The sequence below is a fragment of the Vibrio sp. 2130-1 genome (genome assembly GCF_033339515.1).
On sequence record NZ_JAWOUT010000016.1, the window covers coordinates 88453 to 103466 of the forward strand.

Here is a 15014-nt window from a genome sequence, read left to right on the forward strand (position 1 = left end):
GAGTCGCAATAGCGACTCTTTTTGTTTTCTAAATTCGTATTCGAACCAATGATCAGTGATTGACTGCGATTGGCGTTATTTATTGAATTTCGCTTTTTCTTCTTTTTCTACTTGAGAGAGGCGTTTCAACTTAAGACCTAGCTCTTTGCCTCTCGCTCTAGCAAACAAAATATTGCCAGCGAAACCGAGTGAAGTCAGTATCAGTTCCACTGCCGCAAGCCAGCGTTCACCGCCATCCACATAAAGGATGGTCAGCGCATGCAAGAAATACAGCATAAGAACAAAGTTAGCCCAAGCATGAGTGTAAGGCTTACCAGCTAAAATACCAGGCAACGGAAGTAGTAGCGGAATACACCAAGCAATAGCAAGTGTTGTGCTGCTGAGGTGAGGGTGAGGGGATAACGCAAGCTGCCAAATAGCGACCCAGGCTAATAAGGCTAAGTTGCCAAATAAAGCCAGGTAACGATAGGTTTTAGCCTGTGTACCGAGTGGTGTTTGGTCTAAAGAGTCAGACATCGATTAACTATCCTTGATTTTACTAACAGACTTTTAGTTTTAACGCTGCAGTTGCCAGCCTTTTGCCTAATTGTTGTGCCAGGCGAATCTCTTCACTGCTTAGGGTTGCCTCATGGCCTACACTGCTGGCGCCATACGGAGTGCCTCCAGACTGCGTAGTGTGTAACTCTGGCTCGGAATAAGGAATGCCCAAAACCATCATCCCGTGATGCAATAAAGGGGTCATCATGCTTTGTAACGTTGTTTCTTGACCACCATGCATTGAGGACGAAGAGGTAAAGACACAAGCAGGCTTATCGATTAAGTCACCACTGACCCATAAAGATGTAGTCTGATCCCAGAAGTGCTTTAAAGGCGCAGCCATGTTGCCAAACCAGACGGGACTGCCAAACGCTAGACCGTCGCACGTTTTTAGTTCCTCTAGAGTAACAATTGGATCAGAAGGGGAGTGTGAGTGAGGTGACAATTCTTCAACTGTACGCAAAATTGCTTGGCATTGAGGAGTCGATTCGACTCCTCTTGCTATTTGTCTTGCCAGTTGTTTTGTCGAGCCATGACGGCTGAAATACAAAATAAGGATCTGGCAATCCATTTATAAAATATCCAACACTTGCTCTGGTGGGCGACCAATTTTTGCTTTGCCGTTAGCAACGACAACCGGACGCTCAAACAACTTTGGATTTTTCGCCATTGCTTCGAATAATTGCTCATCGCTGACGGAGTCTTCGCCTAAGCCAAGCTCTTTATATTCACTTTCTTTAGTGCGCATCATTTCACGTACAGATGAAAAGCCAAGCTGGGCGTACAGCGCTTTTAGTTCATCCACGTTAAGTGGTGTGTCTAGGTATTTGACGACTTCCGGTGTAACACCATTTTGCTCAAGCAGTTCAAGTGTTTGACGGCTCTTTGAGCAACGAGGGTTGTGATAAATCACGACTGACATGGTTTTCTCCATTTCGTTATTGTAATGCCATGAATCGATCTCTTTGGATCATGAGTTGGTCGATACGGGCATCGTATCGCGCTTGCTCTAAGCTGCCCAACTTGGCCATTTTACTTGCTTCACTATAATATTGAATCGCTTTATTCCAATTTGCTCGCAATGCCAAAATTTCTGCTCGAGCAGCCAACTCTTCATCGCTACGCCCCAGCGCGTGGTAGCTCTTCGATATTAGGTGCCAGCCATTTGTATCTTCAGGATAGTCATGAGTGTATCTTTGAAGAACTCGCGTGGCTTGATCGTTTTTATTGTCCTCAAGTAGCGCATTGGCGTAGTTAATGGTCAATACTTTATTTTGAGGGTTACGAGATAACGCTTTGCGGAGCATCTCGGTTGCTTTTTCTGGCTGCTTCTTCTCGATGTATAAATCCGTCATAGCGTCCAAGTAAAACGGGTTACTTGGGTCTTGTTCCAGTAACTTTTTCAAAATTGGTTCCGCTTGAGATAAGCGTTTATTGTCTAAATGCACGAGTGCTCGACCATAATCAAAAGCAGGTGTAATGTCCGCAGAGGCTTTCTTTTGGGTTCTCTCAAACCAGCTCAGGGCGGCTTGTCCATCAATGCCAGCGTAACGAGCCACAATGCGCGCGCGAGCTAGATGATAGTCTATTGAAGGCACAACACGCATTGGAGGATAGGTTCTTGCTCGCGCACGGCTATCGGTAATTCGGTCTTCAGGCAGAGGGTGAGTCAGGAGCATTGGTGGCGGTTTACTCGCATAACGATACTCATCAGCAAGACGGCCAAAAAACCTTGGCATTGCTTGAACATCAAAACCGGCTTTTGCTAGTGTCGAAATACCAAAGCGATCCGCTTCTTTTTCGTTTGCACGAGTGTAGTTGATTTGACTTTGCATGTTGCCCGCGGTTGCTGCTGTAATTGCAGCCATCCCCGCTTCGGGTGAGGCAATTGAAAGCAGTAGTGCCCCCGCAAGTGCGGCTAATGTGGCCGGAGAGCGGCGTGCTTGTTCTTCCATACTCCGAGCAAGATGACGTTGTGTGACGTGCGCTATCTCGTGAGCGACAACAGAGGCCAGCTCACTTTCTGAACGAGCATGAAGAAACAACCCAGAATGCAGCGCTACATAGCCACCAAAAAACGCGAACGCGTTGATATTACGGTCGCGAATCATAAAGAAGTGGAACGGCGTTTTTACATCATTCGCATTGGCCACTAATTTGTGCCCAAGAGAGTCAATATATTCATTGATGACAGGGTCATTAACGATAGGTTTACTGGCTCTGAGCATACGCATATAGGCGTCGCCATAAATCAACTCTTGGTCTATTGAAAGCGTGCCACCAGCAGCTGTGCCAATGTCTGGCAAGTCAATGCTATTGGCATAAGTTGTCGGCGAACTGATGGCAGCAGCAAGACATAAGCAAACTAGCGAGCGAGTGCGTTTTAACATACGTTTAAAAGGTTCTCCAAAATACATAAGCATGTGGTTACAGGTCGAGAGCCTATTAACAGCGCCACATACGTTTTGGTTATCCGTGAGGATATAAGCTAACAGTAAGACCGGAAATAAATGAATTGGTTTCGTAAATTATTTTACATCCGAGCTATTTCAGCATGTGGTTAAATCATGTCAGAAGTGCTAGCACCAGCTCAAAAAGCCGTTACAATACAACCCTATCATAAGTGCAGAGCAATACAATGGAATCCATGTTACTTGATTTGCGTGAGCAACGTTGTCCTATGGCACTGTTACTTGCAAAGCGTCATGCTGCTGAGGTCTTTCAAGGAGAAGCAAAGCAGTATCATCAACTTGTCATTCAAGTGGTGGACAACAGCTCTAAACGAGACATTGTGAACTATCTTAGTGCCCAAGGGTACTCGGTTGATTGCCAATCTACATCAGAGCACTACACATTGACTGTCTTCAATAAGGAATCCGCATAAGATGTTTGAAATGGTTAGTCGTTGGTATAAACGACGTTTCTCTGACCCTCACGCAGTAAGTCTCGTCGCGATCTTGCTGTTTGGCTTTATCACCATTTACTTCTTTGGACACTTGATTGCGCCATTACTTGTCGCGATCGTTTTGGCTTATCTACTTGAATGGCCAGTTGTCAAAATGTGTCGTATGGGCGTGCCGCGCACTTTGTCGGTTATTATCGTGATCTTGGTCTTTGTCGGGTTAATGTTAATTGCGTTGTTTGGCTTGGTTCCGACGATTTGGACTCAGGTCGGTAATCTAATTAACGATATTCCGAACATGTACAACGGGCTACAAAAATTTATTGTCACATTGCCAGAGCGCCACCCTGAACTAGCCAATTTAGAAATAGTAGAAACCGTGGTGACGAACGCCAAAAACCAAGCATTGGGGCTGGGTGAAAGTGTCGTCAAAGGGTCGCTTGCTTCATTAGTTAGCATTGCAACGCTAGCGGTATATTTGATCTTAGTGCCACTTCTGATCTTCTTTTTGCTTAAAGACAAAGAAGAAATGCTGCGAATCGCAAGCGGTATTCTGCCGAAAAACCGTAAATTGGCGAATAAAGTTTGGCATGAAATGAACGAGCAGATATCAAATTACATTCGCGGTAAAGTGTTAGAGATTTTAATCGTGGGCGGTGTGAGCTACGTAACTTTTGCCCTTTTAGATCTTCGTTACTCGGCGTTGCTTGCCGTAGCCGTTGGTCTATCGGTTTTGATTCCTTATATCGGTGCGGCGGCTGTTACTGTGCCTGTTGCCATCGTTGGTTTGTTTCAATGGGGTTTAACGCCTCCGTTTTATTGGTTGTTGCTTGCTTACGGTATTATCCAGGCGCTTGATGGTAATGTCTTGGTTCCTGTTCTGTTTTCCGAGGCAGTAAACTTACACCCAGTTGCTATCATTGTGGCTGTATTAGTCTTTGGTGGGCTGTGGGGTTTTTGGGGGGTGTTCTTTGCCATTCCTTTAGCGACATTAGTCAAAGCCGTATGGCATGCATTACCAAGCACGGAAGAAAACGAACCTGTCGAACAAGAGTAGTTGTTACCAAAGGTACGATGGTTAAAAGAAAGCCGAGCAGTTTGCTGGGCTTTTTGTTTGTAGAAAAACAATAGCGTTTAAGCGTTTTCGTTTAAGTAGTTTAATACGACTTCGTGGTGATCTTTGGTTTTGAACTTGTTAAACACGTGTTCGATCACGCCTTCTTCATTGATCAGAAAGCTAATGCGGTGAAGACCGTCGTATACTTTGCCCATGAATTTCTTTTCGCCCCAAACGCCGAACTGGTCTGCAACGGCATGATCTTCATCTGAAAGCAGAGTGAAGTTTAAATTATCGCGCTCGATGAACTTGCCTAGGCGCTTTACAGGGTCGATGCTTACGCCGAGTACCACCACGTTATGTGCATCGAGTTCAGCTTTGATGTCACGAAGGCCTTTTGCTTGTGTAGTACAACCCGGCGTCATCGCCTTAGGGTAAAAGTAGAAAAGTACTTTCTTGCCTTTAAAGTCTTCAAGAGAAACGGTATTTCCGTCTTGGTCGAGCAAAGAGAAGGCTGGCGCTGGCGAGCCTGCTGTCAGCGTATTCATTTTGATTTCCTTTACTTTATAGTGTGTTTTTAATGAAATTCAGAGAACCTTGTACGTTGAGCGACTTACAAAGTTCATCGAAGTCTTCTTGTAACTGCATCAAATTAAAATCCGCGCTTACAGATGCAGTAATCGCAATATGAAACTGGTCAGAATCGAGTTGAATTTTCGACTTGCTGATGGTTTGCGCGCTAAGAGAGTCTAAACCAATCTGCTGATCAGCGAAGAACTTAGTAAATTTTTCAGTTAGCCCAGGGCGGTCTTCAGACTCAATAAACACTTCCATGGTGTAGCTGTTATCGAGCAGTTCGTGCGCCGCTGTGCGTTTCATGATCGTAATAAGGTCATGTTCTTGGCCAAGCAGGGGCAATTGCGTTTCAACTCGAGTCACGCTGCTGGCGTTCCCAGTCAGGAGCATGATCAGCGTAAATTCGCTGCCAAAGATAGCGATACGGCTATCGACTATGTTACAACCAGCTTGAGTAACGAGCTGTACGACTTGGTTACAAATGCCTGGACGGTCCGTTCCAACTGCTGTAAGTACCAGATGTTGCTTCATAAATGAGCTTCTTGTCCTTTCTTCAATAGAGAGATGTTAGCACAGATATTGCGAAGAAATATCGAGCCAGTTCTTTTTTAGTCTATAAAAAGCAGGAGGATGTTGAGGGGAGTGGTGGGAAATAAACAGTAAATGCAGGCTGTAGGATAAACAAAACGTTTGCATGATGCGCTCGCCTATTGTCTGGCCGTTTTATTCACTTAGAGCTGACTTGGCTAACAAGACCAAAGAGTATATTTTCCTTGCTTGTGCTCTTCAGTATTTTCCAAATCACTGATAGATTCTAAAGTCACTCGAAAGCCCAACACGATTATCAATATTGCCGTTAATCAAACCAAATAGAGCAATTAAGTTGCTAGACCTCTAACAACTGGTAATTATTCATTCATTTGTACTTTGTAAGCGAGTTTACGCTCTTGTGTTTTTCAATCGCATTAAAGTACCATGCAGAAAGAGTTAAATGAGGGAGATAAACATGTTTTCAGGAAGTATCGTAGCGCTGATTACGCCATTCAAAGCAGATGGCGAAGTAGACTTTGACGGTCTGCAAAAGCTAGTAGAGTACCACGTTGAAGCGGGTACAGACGGTATTGTGGCAGTAGGCACAACAGGTGAGTCAGCGACACTGACCATTGAAGAGCATGTGAAGGTCGTTAATAAAACTGTTGAGTTTGCCGACGGTCGCATCCCTGTGATTGCTGGCACGGGTGCAAATGCAACCCATGAGGCAGTAACATTTAGCAAATTACTGGCTGATTCTGGTATTGCTGGCTTCCTGAGTGTGACACCGTATTACAACAAACCAACTCAAGAGGGTTTGTTTTTACATTACAAGGCAATTGCCGAAGCGAGTGATGTGCCTCTAATTTTGTACAACGTACCAGGCCGTACTGCTGTTGATATGCAGCCAGAAACAGTGGCACGCTTGTCAAAGCTTGATAATATCGTGGCTCTAAAAGATGCAACGGGCGATTTGGAACGAATTGCAATTCATCGTGAACTTTGTGGCGAAGATTTTATCTTACTAAGTGGCGATGATGCGACAGGGCTGGATTTTGTGAAACTTGGCGGCAATGGTGTTATCTCGGTAACGAACAATATTGCAGCTAAAGACATGGCAGACATGTTCCATTTGGCAAGTGAAGGTAAGTACGAAGAAGCAGAAGCGATTAACCAACGCTTGATGACTCTACACAAAAACCTTTTCATCGAAGCAAGCCCTATCCCAGTAAAATGGGCAGCGCAAAAGCTTGGTTTGATTGAAGAAGGTGGTTTGCGTCTTCCTTTAACTACGCTTTCTGAAAAATCGCAGCCGATCGTCGAGCAGGCGCTAACAGACGCCCATATTTATTAAGATTGAGCTATTAAGATTGAGTTACTAGGATTGAAGTTCATACTGGGGGCCAAAGCGCCCTCGGTGTTTTAGGAGTATAGATGAAGCTTTCAAGCCAGTTAGTGTTAAGTTCATTAGCTGTATTCGTATTGACTGCCTGTTCAGGTGGTGCCAATCAACGTCGTCAAGCAAAAGATGACTTCGAGTATTTGAACTCCCCAAATTTGGGTGAGTGGAATGTCCCACAGGGTGCACAGCCTCAGTTTTACCCTAACTACGAGATCCCTCAGGGTAACTACGCTGGTGGTGTCGGTAAAGATGTCGACATTCGTCCACCTCAACAAGTCCTAGAGCTTATTCCCGGTGCACGTCTAGACCGCAGTAGTGATGGTGAAGTGACACTTTGGCTACTTCGTAAAGATGAACTAGATAAAGTTTGGCAAACGGTGCAAAACATGGTCGCGGCTAACGAGATTCCAGTTGAAAGCCAAACAGACTCTCGCATCGAGACAGGATGGGTGACTTGGGATTCGCCAGATGAAGAGCTAGAAATTGGCAGCCGATATGAAATCGTACGCGCTGAAGCAAATGGTCGACACGGCTTTAAGGTGAGCCTTATTGACTGGCGTGAAGGCAATCAAGTGAAAGAAGTAACGGCGACCAACCGTGAGCGCTACAATGTGTTCATGACGAACTTGGTCACCGCTCGCTACGATCAAGAAGTGCGTGAAGAAGCACAGCGTAAAGCGCAAGAGTTGGTTAAACAGATCCCAATCACAATGGGTAAAGACCGCAGCGGACTTCCAGTGATTATCGCGCGTGCGCAATACAACATGCTTTGGCAACGTCTGCCTAATATTCTACCTAAGATGGGCTTTAAGATTGAAGAGCGTAGCCAGTCTCAGGGCACAATCACTGCGAAATATGCATCTCCGGATGATGAATTCTGGAACGATATCGGCGTTAAACCAGTGGAGTTAGCCGCTGGTAAGTACACATTCTTACTTGGTGATTTAGGCAACCGTACGTCTATCAATATCACCGACTCCTCTGGCAAGCCAGTAGAAGAAGAGTTTTTGAAATCACTAGCGCCTGTATTGGCTGCAACAGTGAAGCAGTAAACAAAGCGAGCTTAACGCGGCGTGTTTACTTAATGATAGAAAAGGGACCTAGTGGTCCCTTTTTTGATGTTTAGATTAAATGTGTCGAGATGAAGCTGGTGAGTAACTAACGAGGCTCGTTTTTGTTTTTATCTTCTTCAGCGTAGCGCTGTTTATCCAATGTGTTCAGCTTATCTAAATCGTTCTTACGGCTTTTATCCATCTGACCAAACTTCATTTTTGCGGTATATTTGAGTGCGGCAATATTACCAATAACCACGCTCAACACTACAATAATAATGACCCAAGGATTGGTTAGTATTTCTATCATAGAGCCTCCGGCGGCGTGATATTGTGAATAAATTTGGCAACGACGTTATCCAAATTATTCAGTATGACGTCAATCCCTGCAATGTTGTCGGTCTGATTTTGTTTAATCAACTGGCTTCTGAGTACATCAAGCGTCAACTGCTCGAGGCATTGCTGCCCGACAGCGCGGTGACTAATGTGCCAAGGCTCAATCGAAACGCCACCTAAATCATGCTGATAAGGGAAGAAGAAACCAAACCGACCAAGGTTGGCTTTTAACCATTGGTAGAACGCCTGCTGGTGGCCTTCAAGATACTCCCAAGGTTCCAACTTGAGTTTGGTGTCAGCAGGCAAAAAATTGCGCGCATAGACATCAAAATCACAACCCCAATGATGACGACTTCCTCCGGGCAATGCCGACCAGCGCAAAATGGCCATCAATTTCTCTTCGTCATTTAACTCTGCTTTATTCAAAGGGCGGGAGTTGATGTCGAGAATTGGCAACTCACCAGAAAACTTCCCGTTCCAGATGGATTTTTGGCGATTAAAGTCACGAAAACCACTGGCGATTTCCATTTTGAAACCTGCTTCGGTTGCGGCATTAATCATCTTCAATAAGTCATTGACTACTTTAGGGTGAAGCATAAATGCCTTTTGCCCCACTAGTGTGGATTGAAGATGGGAATCAGTGATTCCGGTGAGTTGCTCTGGTGTCATTGTGTTCTCGCTGATTACTTCGCCAATAGGTGTTTCAACGTTTTTTCGTACATGTCCGTCAACTTTTCAAGATCGTCGACTTTCACACACTCGTTCACTTTATGAATCGTAGCGTTAACAGGGCCTAACTCTACGACTTGACCTCCCATTCGAGCAATAAAACGACCATCAGAAGTACCGCCAGTTGTAAGTAGCGCTGGCTTCGTATCATTGACTTCGGCCACAGCAGCTACAACTGCGTCTAGCAGTGCGCCCGTATCGGTCAGGAATGGGTCACCGTTGAATGTCCATTTTAGGTCGTAGTCCAGCTCATGCTTGTCCAATGTTTCGGTAACACGCTGAACAATTGCGTCATTGTTAAGCTCAGTACTAAAACGTAGGTTGAACTGAACATGGAACTCGCCAGGAATAACGTTAGACGCACCAGTGCCAGCCGATACATTCGGGATCTGGAAACTAGTCGGTGGGAAGTAATCATTCCCTTTGTCCCATTCTGTCGTCGCGAGTTCATGAATCGCGAGTAGAGACTCGTGCACTGGATTGCTGGCTAGGTGAGGGTAGGCCACGTGACCTTGTGTTCCTTTTACCGTTAAATCACCAGTGATGGATCCACGGCGTCCATTTTTCACTACATCGCCAACCACGTCGGTGCTGGATGGTTCACCAACAATACACATATCGATGTTCTCACCACGTTCCATCAACGTTTCTACAACGCGAACGGTACCATTGATAAATGGCCCTTCTTCATCTGACGTAATCAAAAAGCCAATTGAGCCTTTGTGGTCTGGGTTTTCTTCAATGAAGCGTTCGACAGCAACGACCATAGCAGCTAGCGACCCTTTCATGTCAGCTGCGCCTCGGCCATGCAAGTAACCATCAATAATGGTCGGTTCAAACGGATGTGTATTCCAGTGTTCCAATTTGCCAGCTGGTACCACATCGGTGTGGCCAGCAAACGCAAATAGCGGCGCTTCTGAACCACGTCGAGCCCAGAAGTTCGTGGTGTCTTCAAATACCATCACTTCAATTTCAAACCCGAGTGCTTTTAAGCGCTCGATCATCAAATCCTGACAACCTGCGTCTTCCGGCGTTACGGACTGTCTACTGATCAGATCTTTAGCAAGTGCCAATACTGGACTGTCTGTCATCCTTGAGTATTCCTTTATTTAAGAGTTGAAAATGCTAGCGTATTGATCAGCTTTAAAACCGATATGAAGTTGATCATTCACTTTTAAAATTGGGCGTTTAATCATCGCAGGGTTTTCTACCAAAAGAGCGATGGCGTTTTCCTCGTTAAGTGTGTCTTTCTGCTCTTGCGCTAATTGGCGGTAGGTTGTGCCACGTTTATTGAGCACCTGTTCCCAACCTAAAGCGCGACAAAATTCACTTACCATTTCTGCATCAATGCCTTGCTTACGGTAGTCATGGAAGTCGTAAGCAATATCCTCGGCTTCTAACCATTTCTTGGCTTTTTTGATCGTATCGCAGTTGGGAATACCAAACATGGTAATCGACATAGTGTTTCCTTTTTCTTTGTTCTATTTTTCACTGGCGCGGTTAAGACGCACTTAAGTGATTTGGGCTGTTAAAGCATCCTATCAAGAAGCAATCAAACTGACAAAATGCGGTGGAAAATATTTTCAGATAGATTGAGATAACTAATGTCACATAACTTATTTACGATGAATGCGCTATAAATCGAATAAAAATTCGTCTAAATCAAATGGAAAAGTCGAGTTATTGATCAAACGCAACACCTCGCTGAGCAAAAACGAAATAATGAATCAGCACAATTTTAGGAGGTGTCAATGGAATTGAGTCCTGTTTTTGCAAGGCGGCTATATTTGGCCTTGTTGGTGGAAAACCTAGAAAGGCCGAATGTGCCAAAGTTGATCGAAAAAACGGGGTGGCCTCGTCGTACTATTCAAGATGTACTCAAGGCGTTACCTGGGATCGGCATTGAACTCATATTCGTTCAAGATGGCCGACGTCATAATGACGGCTATTATCAACTTTCAGATTGGGGGCCTTTTGATAGCCAATGGGTTCTAGAGCGGGAGAGAGATATCGCTAGCAGTCTTGGATTTCGTGCATAAGCCAGCAATTGCTGGCTTTTTTCATATTCAGGCCTCATCCATTGCAGCGGTAGGCGGAACCCAGTACGCTAAATGAAGTGATAAAATCTTGTGGGGAAACCATAAAAACGGTGTCCGCATCGATAGCCGCTGCATTGTTTTTTAAATCGTTCATCGCGCCTTGCATCATCGCGTCATTAGTCATGAAAATGTAGTTATACCAATGGCCTTCACTTCCAGTAACTTCGCCTTTGTATTCGCATCGCTCAGGGTCGAATTGCGCGTCAATGCGAATATGAACATCTTGACTTTGAGCATGAGTAAGATGAGAAGGCATCGTGCAACCCGTTAGAAGCACGACAAAAAGTCCAAGTAACAGGCGTTTCATTAGCTATTTCCCCAATACTATGTAAGCAGCAAAGCCAATCCAGCTCAGGACAAGTAGTGTCCAAGGCAGTTTGCTTGATGAATGGTTTGGCGCATCGTCGGTGATATTGTCTTGTTCGATAATCTCTTCATGCTGACGTTGTTTTTCACGTTGCTGTTTTTTCTTCGCTTTATCGGCTTGGCGGTTGCGCTCTTTTTGTTGTTTCTTATATTGCGCGATGCCTTTTTCGATACCTTGAGCGATGAGCTTGGTTTGCTCTTTGGTTTGGCCGGGCTTTTGCGTGGATTTAGCAATTCTCATCGCTTCGGCTTGTGTTTCTTGAGAAGGCACAGGGGTGGCAGGAGTTCTTTTTTTCATGTTTCTCATCAACGTCGCTGTAAATCTTTGTTTAGTTTACCTGTGTAAGGTGCTGAAATGAACTTCAGTTCTCATCTTTGTTGGCTTGCAACTCTGAAACGATAGGTTAAAGTGACGTTTTTATCACATAAAGAAGAAGATGTTGTGCGCTATTCGTTTGACCAATATGACGCTCATGGATTTTTAAAGGCGCCGATCATTTTATGGGTGGGATGGATGTTTCTTGTGCGTTCATGGGTGGTGTTTGCCATGGCTGGTGTAAGTCGTGATAGTGGCAGTAAGCTACTCGCTATTGTTTACCCAGATTCAAGTACGTTGTATTTAGGTTTGGCGATGGGCATTCCAAGTTTGCTTCTTATGTGGTTAATGGGGCTTCGTCATCCCGACAGAGGATGGGTAAACAGAATTACTCGCTATGGTCGCGAGATCACTTTGATCTTGTGCGGTATTCAACTTGCTCAGACCATGTATCATGTGTACCTAGAACATGGAGTGTTTAATTGGGCAAACGCCCTTACCATTACCTTATTAGCTTGGTTTATGATCTATCTTCTAAATGGAAGATGGGTAAAAGACTGTTTTCATGTGCCACAATTGGCGCACGATGAACAGCAGCATTCAAAGAATTAAAAACAATAACTTCCCACTCTGGGGCAAAGTAATAGAGGAAACCTCAATGTCACAAGCTCAAACGGCGATCGTGCCAGAAGCCGGGCCATTTGCACTGTACACTCAACTCAAAGTGAACCAAAACCGTGAAAACGTATTAGAAAAACTGAAAGCACTGCCAAAGTTGGTGGAAGAGTTAAACATTACCCAGCCGGGTGCAGCGCTGACGCTTTCTATCGCATTCACAAAATCGTTTTGGGAACACCTTAATGTAGACGCGCCAGAAGAGCTTATTGATTTTACTCAACTTGGCGAAGGTGACATCGTTGCTCCAGCAACAGACGTAGATGTACTGATTCACTGTCACTCGACTCGTCACGACTTGCATTTTTACGTGTTGCGTAAGTTCCTAGAAGAGACGGCACAAGATGTCACCATTGTGGACGAAACATATGGGTACCGTTACCTTGATGCTCGTGATATGACAGACTTCATTGATGGCACAGAAAACCCGAAAGGGGAGGCTCGCGCTGATGTGGCTCTAGTAAAAGAGGGCCCATTTGCTGGAGGCAGTTATGTTATGGCTCAGCGCTTTGAACATAACCTTGCCGCTTGGAATCGATTGAATGTCAAAGCGCAAGAAAAAGTGATTGGTCGTACCAAGCCAGACTCTATCGAGCTAGAAGACGTTCCTGCTGCATCACACGTTGGTCGCGTTGATATCAAAGAAGAAGGTAAAGGTTTGAAGATTGTTCGCCACAGCTTACCATACGGGACGGTGACAGGGCCTCATGGCCTGCTGTTTATTTCTTACTGCAATACACTTCATAACATTAAAGTGATGCTAGAAAGTATGTACGGCGTGACAGATGGTAAAACAGACCAAATGCTTCGTTTCACAACAGCGGTAACTGGTGCGTACTTCTTCGCTCCTTCGCAAGAAATGCTCGCGGAGCTAGCCATCAAGTAAGTTCTCAGACTTCATTTCTTAAGCCCTCCAATGGAGGGCTTTTGTTTTCTATTTTTATTCCAATCTCTTTTCAAAAAAACACTAAACTTTTCTGTTACTTGGTCGATAAGTACTCAAAGCCTTAATTTATTTGGAGTCTGTGTCTCGTGGCTATCACCGTTAATACCAATGTGGCAGCACTCGTCGCACAGCGTCATTTGACCAGTGCAACGGATATGCTGAATCAATCCATGGAGCGTTTGTCTTCAGGGAAGCGTATTAATAGCGCAAAGGATGACGCTGCGGGTCTGCAAATATCCAACCGCTTGCAATCACAAATGCGTGGTTTGGATGTCGCGGTACGTAACGCGAATGACGGCATTTCCATCATGCAAACTGCGGAAGGCGCGATGAATGAGGTGACCAATATCATGCAACGTATGCGTGATTTGTCGCTACAGTCAGCCAATGGTTCAAACAGCAAAGCGGAGCGCACTGCACTGCAAGAAGAAGTTTCTGCTTTAAATGATGAGTTAAGTCGTATTGCAGAAACGACCTCCTTTGGCGGACGTAAATTGCTGAATGGCACATTCGGTACATCGTCTTTTCAAATCGGAGCAACGGCTGGTGAAGCGGTACAAATTGGCCTGCGGACCATGCAGCCGGAATCTTTAGGTAGCTTTTCAATGAGCTCATATCAAAGAGTCAGTTCAGATTGGACGGTTCAAAACGGAAATAATGAAATTGTTATCAGCTACCGTGATAACAATTTTGAAGAGCAGGAGATCCGTATTGAAGCTAAAGCTGGCGACGATATAGAAGAACTCGCGACTTACATTAATGGGCAAACCGATAAAGTGAAAGCGTCTGTTAATGAGGAGGGGCAACTGCAGTTACTCATGTCCCACAAGGACGCCATAAAATACCCTGGACCAACCTTCAGTGGTGGCCTGGCTGATGAGTTAGAACTTGGCAAGTATGTCACCGTAAATAGAACGGTAGATAGTATTGATATTAGCACGGTCGGTGGCGCTCAGATGGCGGTCGGTATTTTAGATGATGCTTTGAAAACGGTAGATGGCAGTCGTGCGGAGTTAGGCGCGTATCAAAACCGCTTTAATCACGCGATCAATAATCTAGATAATATCCACGAAAACTTAGCCGCTTCCAACAGTCGTATCCAAGACACTGACTATGCCAAAGAAACTACGCAAATGGTGAAGCAACAGATTTTACAACAGGTCAGTACTTCTATTCTGGCACAAGCAAAACAAGCGCCAAACCTAGCATTGACCTTGCTTGGCTGATGAACGGCCTTGCCCGAATTTAACGCAAAACCTGCCTGTATCGACAATTCGAAAAGAAGCTTTAGCGAAAAATGAAAGTTTTTTTGCTTTTTTATCCGCTTTGTCACGATTACCCCTCCAAACGAATTATTTTCAAAAAAATCTAAAATTTTCTCTAAAGAAAACAGGGCATGCGCCGTTAATAAAAGTAACTTTGAGAGAACTACTTGGTTTTCCGAGACGTCGGAAACCGCTACACCGGAAAATCAATTGGAGAAATCACCA

The 15014-nt window shown here is 44.8% G+C and carries 21 protein-coding genes; 9 read left to right on the plus strand and 12 right to left on the minus strand.

The features are described 5' to 3' along the window. Positions 1-75 precede the first annotated feature (75 nt). Genes R7Q09_RS20105 through R7Q09_RS20120 form a run of 4 tightly spaced genes read right to left on the minus strand, consistent with a single transcriptional unit; the run spans position 76 to position 2927 of the window. The gene (locus tag R7Q09_RS20105; RefSeq protein ID WP_005380407.1) at positions 76-516 is read right to left on the minus strand and encodes a DUF2069 domain-containing protein; all 441 of its coding nucleotides are present in this window, start codon (positions 514-516) and stop codon (positions 76-78) included. Positions 517-538: 22 nt separating this feature from the next. After that, positions 539-1108 (minus strand): NAD(P)H:quinone oxidoreductase, encoded by a 570-nt coding sequence (wrbA, locus tag R7Q09_RS20110; RefSeq protein ID WP_005380409.1) that lies wholly within the window; start codon positions 1106-1108, stop codon positions 539-541. Next, positions 1109-1459, minus strand: a complete 351-nt coding sequence (gene arsC / locus R7Q09_RS20115; protein WP_005380410.1) for an arsenate reductase (glutaredoxin) — start codon at positions 1457-1459, stop codon at positions 1109-1111. A 16-nt stretch (positions 1460-1475) separates the two neighbouring features. Beyond that, a complete protein-coding gene (locus R7Q09_RS20120; RefSeq protein WP_005394337.1) occupies positions 1476-2927 on the minus strand; it encodes a tetratricopeptide repeat protein in 1452 nt (483 codons plus the stop codon). A 257-nt stretch (positions 2928-3184) separates the two neighbouring features. On the opposite strand from R7Q09_RS20120, the gene R7Q09_RS20125 reads away from it, so the two are divergent. Both R7Q09_RS20125 and R7Q09_RS20130 read left to right on the plus strand, forming a co-directional pair. Continuing rightward, positions 3185-3421: a sulfurtransferase TusA family protein gene (locus R7Q09_RS20125; RefSeq protein ID WP_005380414.1), complete on the plus strand. Its 237-nt coding sequence runs from the start codon at positions 3185-3187 to the stop codon at positions 3419-3421. Between the two features lies 1 nt (position 3422). Beyond that, entirely contained in the window at positions 3423-4496 is a 1074-nt protein-coding gene (locus tag R7Q09_RS20130; protein ID WP_005389843.1) for an AI-2E family transporter, read from the plus strand. Between the two features lie 77 nt (positions 4497-4573). Here the strand turns inward: R7Q09_RS20130 and bcp are convergent, their stop codons facing one another. Beyond that, entirely contained in the window at positions 4574-5044 is a 471-nt protein-coding gene (gene bcp / locus R7Q09_RS20135) for a thioredoxin-dependent thiol peroxidase (RefSeq protein WP_151515043.1), read from the minus strand. A 16-nt stretch (positions 5045-5060) separates the two neighbouring features. Beyond that, positions 5061-5603: a glycine cleavage system protein R gene (locus tag R7Q09_RS20140; RefSeq protein WP_005380420.1), complete on the minus strand. Its 543-nt coding sequence runs from the start codon at positions 5601-5603 to the stop codon at positions 5061-5063. 475 nt (positions 5604-6078) lie between these two features. Between R7Q09_RS20140 and dapA the strand changes: the two genes are divergently transcribed. Both dapA and bamC read left to right on the plus strand, forming a co-directional pair. Then, on the plus strand, positions 6079-6957 hold the full coding sequence (gene dapA / locus R7Q09_RS20145; protein WP_005380422.1) for a 4-hydroxy-tetrahydrodipicolinate synthase: 879 nt from the start codon (positions 6079-6081) through the stop codon (positions 6955-6957). A gap of 80 nt (positions 6958-7037) precedes the next feature. Further along, the gene (bamC, locus tag R7Q09_RS20150) at positions 7038-8057 is read left to right on the plus strand and encodes an outer membrane protein assembly factor BamC (protein ID WP_005380424.1); all 1020 of its coding nucleotides are present in this window, start codon (positions 7038-7040) and stop codon (positions 8055-8057) included. A gap of 106 nt (positions 8058-8163) precedes the next feature. Here bamC and R7Q09_RS20155 read toward each other — a convergent pair whose 3' ends face one another. From R7Q09_RS20155 to R7Q09_RS20170, 4 genes are read right to left on the minus strand one after another with little or no spacing between them, the layout of a single operon-like run. After that, positions 8164-8367 carry a DUF2897 family protein gene (locus tag R7Q09_RS20155; RefSeq protein ID WP_005380425.1) on the minus strand — a complete coding sequence of 68 codons (204 nt, stop codon included), beginning with the start codon at positions 8365-8367 and terminating at the stop codon, positions 8164-8166. Next, complete coding sequence (locus R7Q09_RS20160; RefSeq protein ID WP_239945755.1) at positions 8364-9062, minus strand: M15 family metallopeptidase; 699 nt, start codon at positions 9060-9062, stop codon at positions 8364-8366. The genes R7Q09_RS20155 and R7Q09_RS20160 overlap by 4 nt, the downstream gene beginning before the upstream one ends. A 14-nt stretch (positions 9063-9076) precedes the next feature. Then, on the minus strand, positions 9077-10213 hold the full coding sequence (gene dapE, locus R7Q09_RS20165) for a succinyl-diaminopimelate desuccinylase (RefSeq protein WP_239945754.1): 1137 nt from the start codon (positions 10211-10213) through the stop codon (positions 9077-9079). An 18-nt stretch (positions 10214-10231) separates the two neighbouring features. Beyond that, a complete protein-coding gene (locus R7Q09_RS20170; protein ID WP_005380431.1) occupies positions 10232-10582 on the minus strand; it encodes an ArsC family reductase in 351 nt (116 codons plus the stop codon). A 291-nt stretch (positions 10583-10873) separates the two neighbouring features. Here R7Q09_RS20170 and R7Q09_RS20175 point away from each other — a divergent pair, with 291 nt between their 5' ends. Beyond that, complete coding sequence (locus R7Q09_RS20175) at positions 10874-11161, plus strand: helix-turn-helix domain-containing protein (RefSeq protein WP_005380433.1); 288 nt, start codon at positions 10874-10876, stop codon at positions 11159-11161. A 34-nt stretch (positions 11162-11195) separates the two neighbouring features. Here the strand turns inward: R7Q09_RS20175 and R7Q09_RS20180 are convergent, their stop codons facing one another. Both R7Q09_RS20180 and R7Q09_RS20185 read right to left on the minus strand, forming a co-directional pair. After that, the gene (locus tag R7Q09_RS20180; RefSeq protein WP_005380435.1) at positions 11196-11528 is read right to left on the minus strand and encodes a DUF4156 domain-containing protein; all 333 of its coding nucleotides are present in this window, start codon (positions 11526-11528) and stop codon (positions 11196-11198) included. A 3-nt stretch (positions 11529-11531) separates the two neighbouring features. Beyond that, positions 11532-11885: a DUF2956 domain-containing protein gene (locus R7Q09_RS20185; RefSeq protein WP_005380437.1), complete on the minus strand. Its 354-nt coding sequence runs from the start codon at positions 11883-11885 to the stop codon at positions 11532-11534. 144 nt (positions 11886-12029) lie between these two features. Here R7Q09_RS20185 and R7Q09_RS20190 point away from each other — a divergent pair, with 144 nt between their 5' ends. From R7Q09_RS20190 to R7Q09_RS20205, 4 genes are all read left to right on the plus strand, one after another. Then, on the plus strand, positions 12030-12515 hold the full coding sequence (locus R7Q09_RS20190) for a DUF2919 domain-containing protein (protein WP_025768263.1): 486 nt from the start codon (positions 12030-12032) through the stop codon (positions 12513-12515). Between the two features lie 46 nt (positions 12516-12561). After that, complete coding sequence (locus R7Q09_RS20195; protein ID WP_005387715.1) at positions 12562-13464, plus strand: Dyp-type peroxidase; 903 nt, start codon at positions 12562-12564, stop codon at positions 13462-13464. A 146-nt stretch (positions 13465-13610) separates the two neighbouring features. Continuing rightward, on the plus strand, positions 13611-14750 hold the full coding sequence (locus R7Q09_RS20200) for a flagellin (RefSeq protein ID WP_005380443.1): 1140 nt from the start codon (positions 13611-13613) through the stop codon (positions 14748-14750). Continuing rightward, a partial coding sequence (locus R7Q09_RS20205; protein WP_225474167.1) for a hypothetical protein occupies positions 14743-15014 on the plus strand: 272 nt, incomplete at its 3' end. The genes R7Q09_RS20200 and R7Q09_RS20205, both read left to right, overlap by 8 nt.

Excerpts from the sequence above, each read along its gene's own strand:
- R7Q09_RS20105 (WP_005380407.1), bottom strand. The coding sequence starts at position 516 with ATGTCTGACTCTTTAGACCAAACACCACTCGGTACACAGGCTAAAACC.
- wrbA (WP_005380409.1), bottom strand. The coding sequence starts at position 1,108 with ATGGATTGCCAGATCCTTATTTTGTATTTCAGCCGTCATGGCTCGACA.
- arsC (WP_005380410.1), bottom strand. The coding sequence starts at position 1,459 with ATGTCAGTCGTGATTTATCACAACCCTCGTTGCTCAAAGAGCCGTCAA.
- R7Q09_RS20120 (WP_005394337.1), bottom strand. The coding sequence starts at position 2,927 with ATGTTAAAACGCACTCGCTCGCTAGTTTGCTTATGTCTTGCTGCTGCC.
- R7Q09_RS20125 (WP_005380414.1), top strand. The coding sequence starts at position 3,185 with ATGTTACTTGATTTGCGTGAGCAACGTTGTCCTATGGCACTGTTACTT.
- R7Q09_RS20130 (WP_005389843.1), top strand. The coding sequence starts at position 3,423 with ATGTTTGAAATGGTTAGTCGTTGGTATAAACGACGTTTCTCTGACCCT.
- bcp (WP_151515043.1), bottom strand. The coding sequence starts at position 5,044 with ATGAATACGCTGACAGCAGGCTCGCCAGCGCCAGCCTTCTCTTTGCTC.
- R7Q09_RS20140 (WP_005380420.1), bottom strand. The coding sequence starts at position 5,603 with ATGAAGCAACATCTGGTACTTACAGCAGTTGGAACGGACCGTCCAGGC.
- dapA (WP_005380422.1), top strand. The coding sequence starts at position 6,079 with ATGTTTTCAGGAAGTATCGTAGCGCTGATTACGCCATTCAAAGCAGAT.
- bamC (WP_005380424.1), top strand. The coding sequence starts at position 7,038 with ATGAAGCTTTCAAGCCAGTTAGTGTTAAGTTCATTAGCTGTATTCGTA.
- R7Q09_RS20155 (WP_005380425.1), bottom strand. The coding sequence starts at position 8,367 with ATGATAGAAATACTAACCAATCCTTGGGTCATTATTATTGTAGTGTTG.
- R7Q09_RS20160 (WP_239945755.1), bottom strand. The coding sequence starts at position 9,062 with ATGACACCAGAGCAACTCACCGGAATCACTGATTCCCATCTTCAATCC.
- dapE (WP_239945754.1), bottom strand. The coding sequence starts at position 10,213 with ATGACAGACAGTCCAGTATTGGCACTTGCTAAAGATCTGATCAGTAGA.
- R7Q09_RS20170 (WP_005380431.1), bottom strand. The coding sequence starts at position 10,582 with ATGTCGATTACCATGTTTGGTATTCCCAACTGCGATACGATCAAAAAA.
- R7Q09_RS20175 (WP_005380433.1), top strand. The coding sequence starts at position 10,874 with ATGGAATTGAGTCCTGTTTTTGCAAGGCGGCTATATTTGGCCTTGTTG.
- R7Q09_RS20180 (WP_005380435.1), bottom strand. The coding sequence starts at position 11,528 with ATGAAACGCCTGTTACTTGGACTTTTTGTCGTGCTTCTAACGGGTTGC.
- R7Q09_RS20185 (WP_005380437.1), bottom strand. The coding sequence starts at position 11,885 with ATGAAAAAAAGAACTCCTGCCACCCCTGTGCCTTCTCAAGAAACACAA.
- R7Q09_RS20195 (WP_005387715.1), top strand. The coding sequence starts at position 12,562 with ATGTCACAAGCTCAAACGGCGATCGTGCCAGAAGCCGGGCCATTTGCA.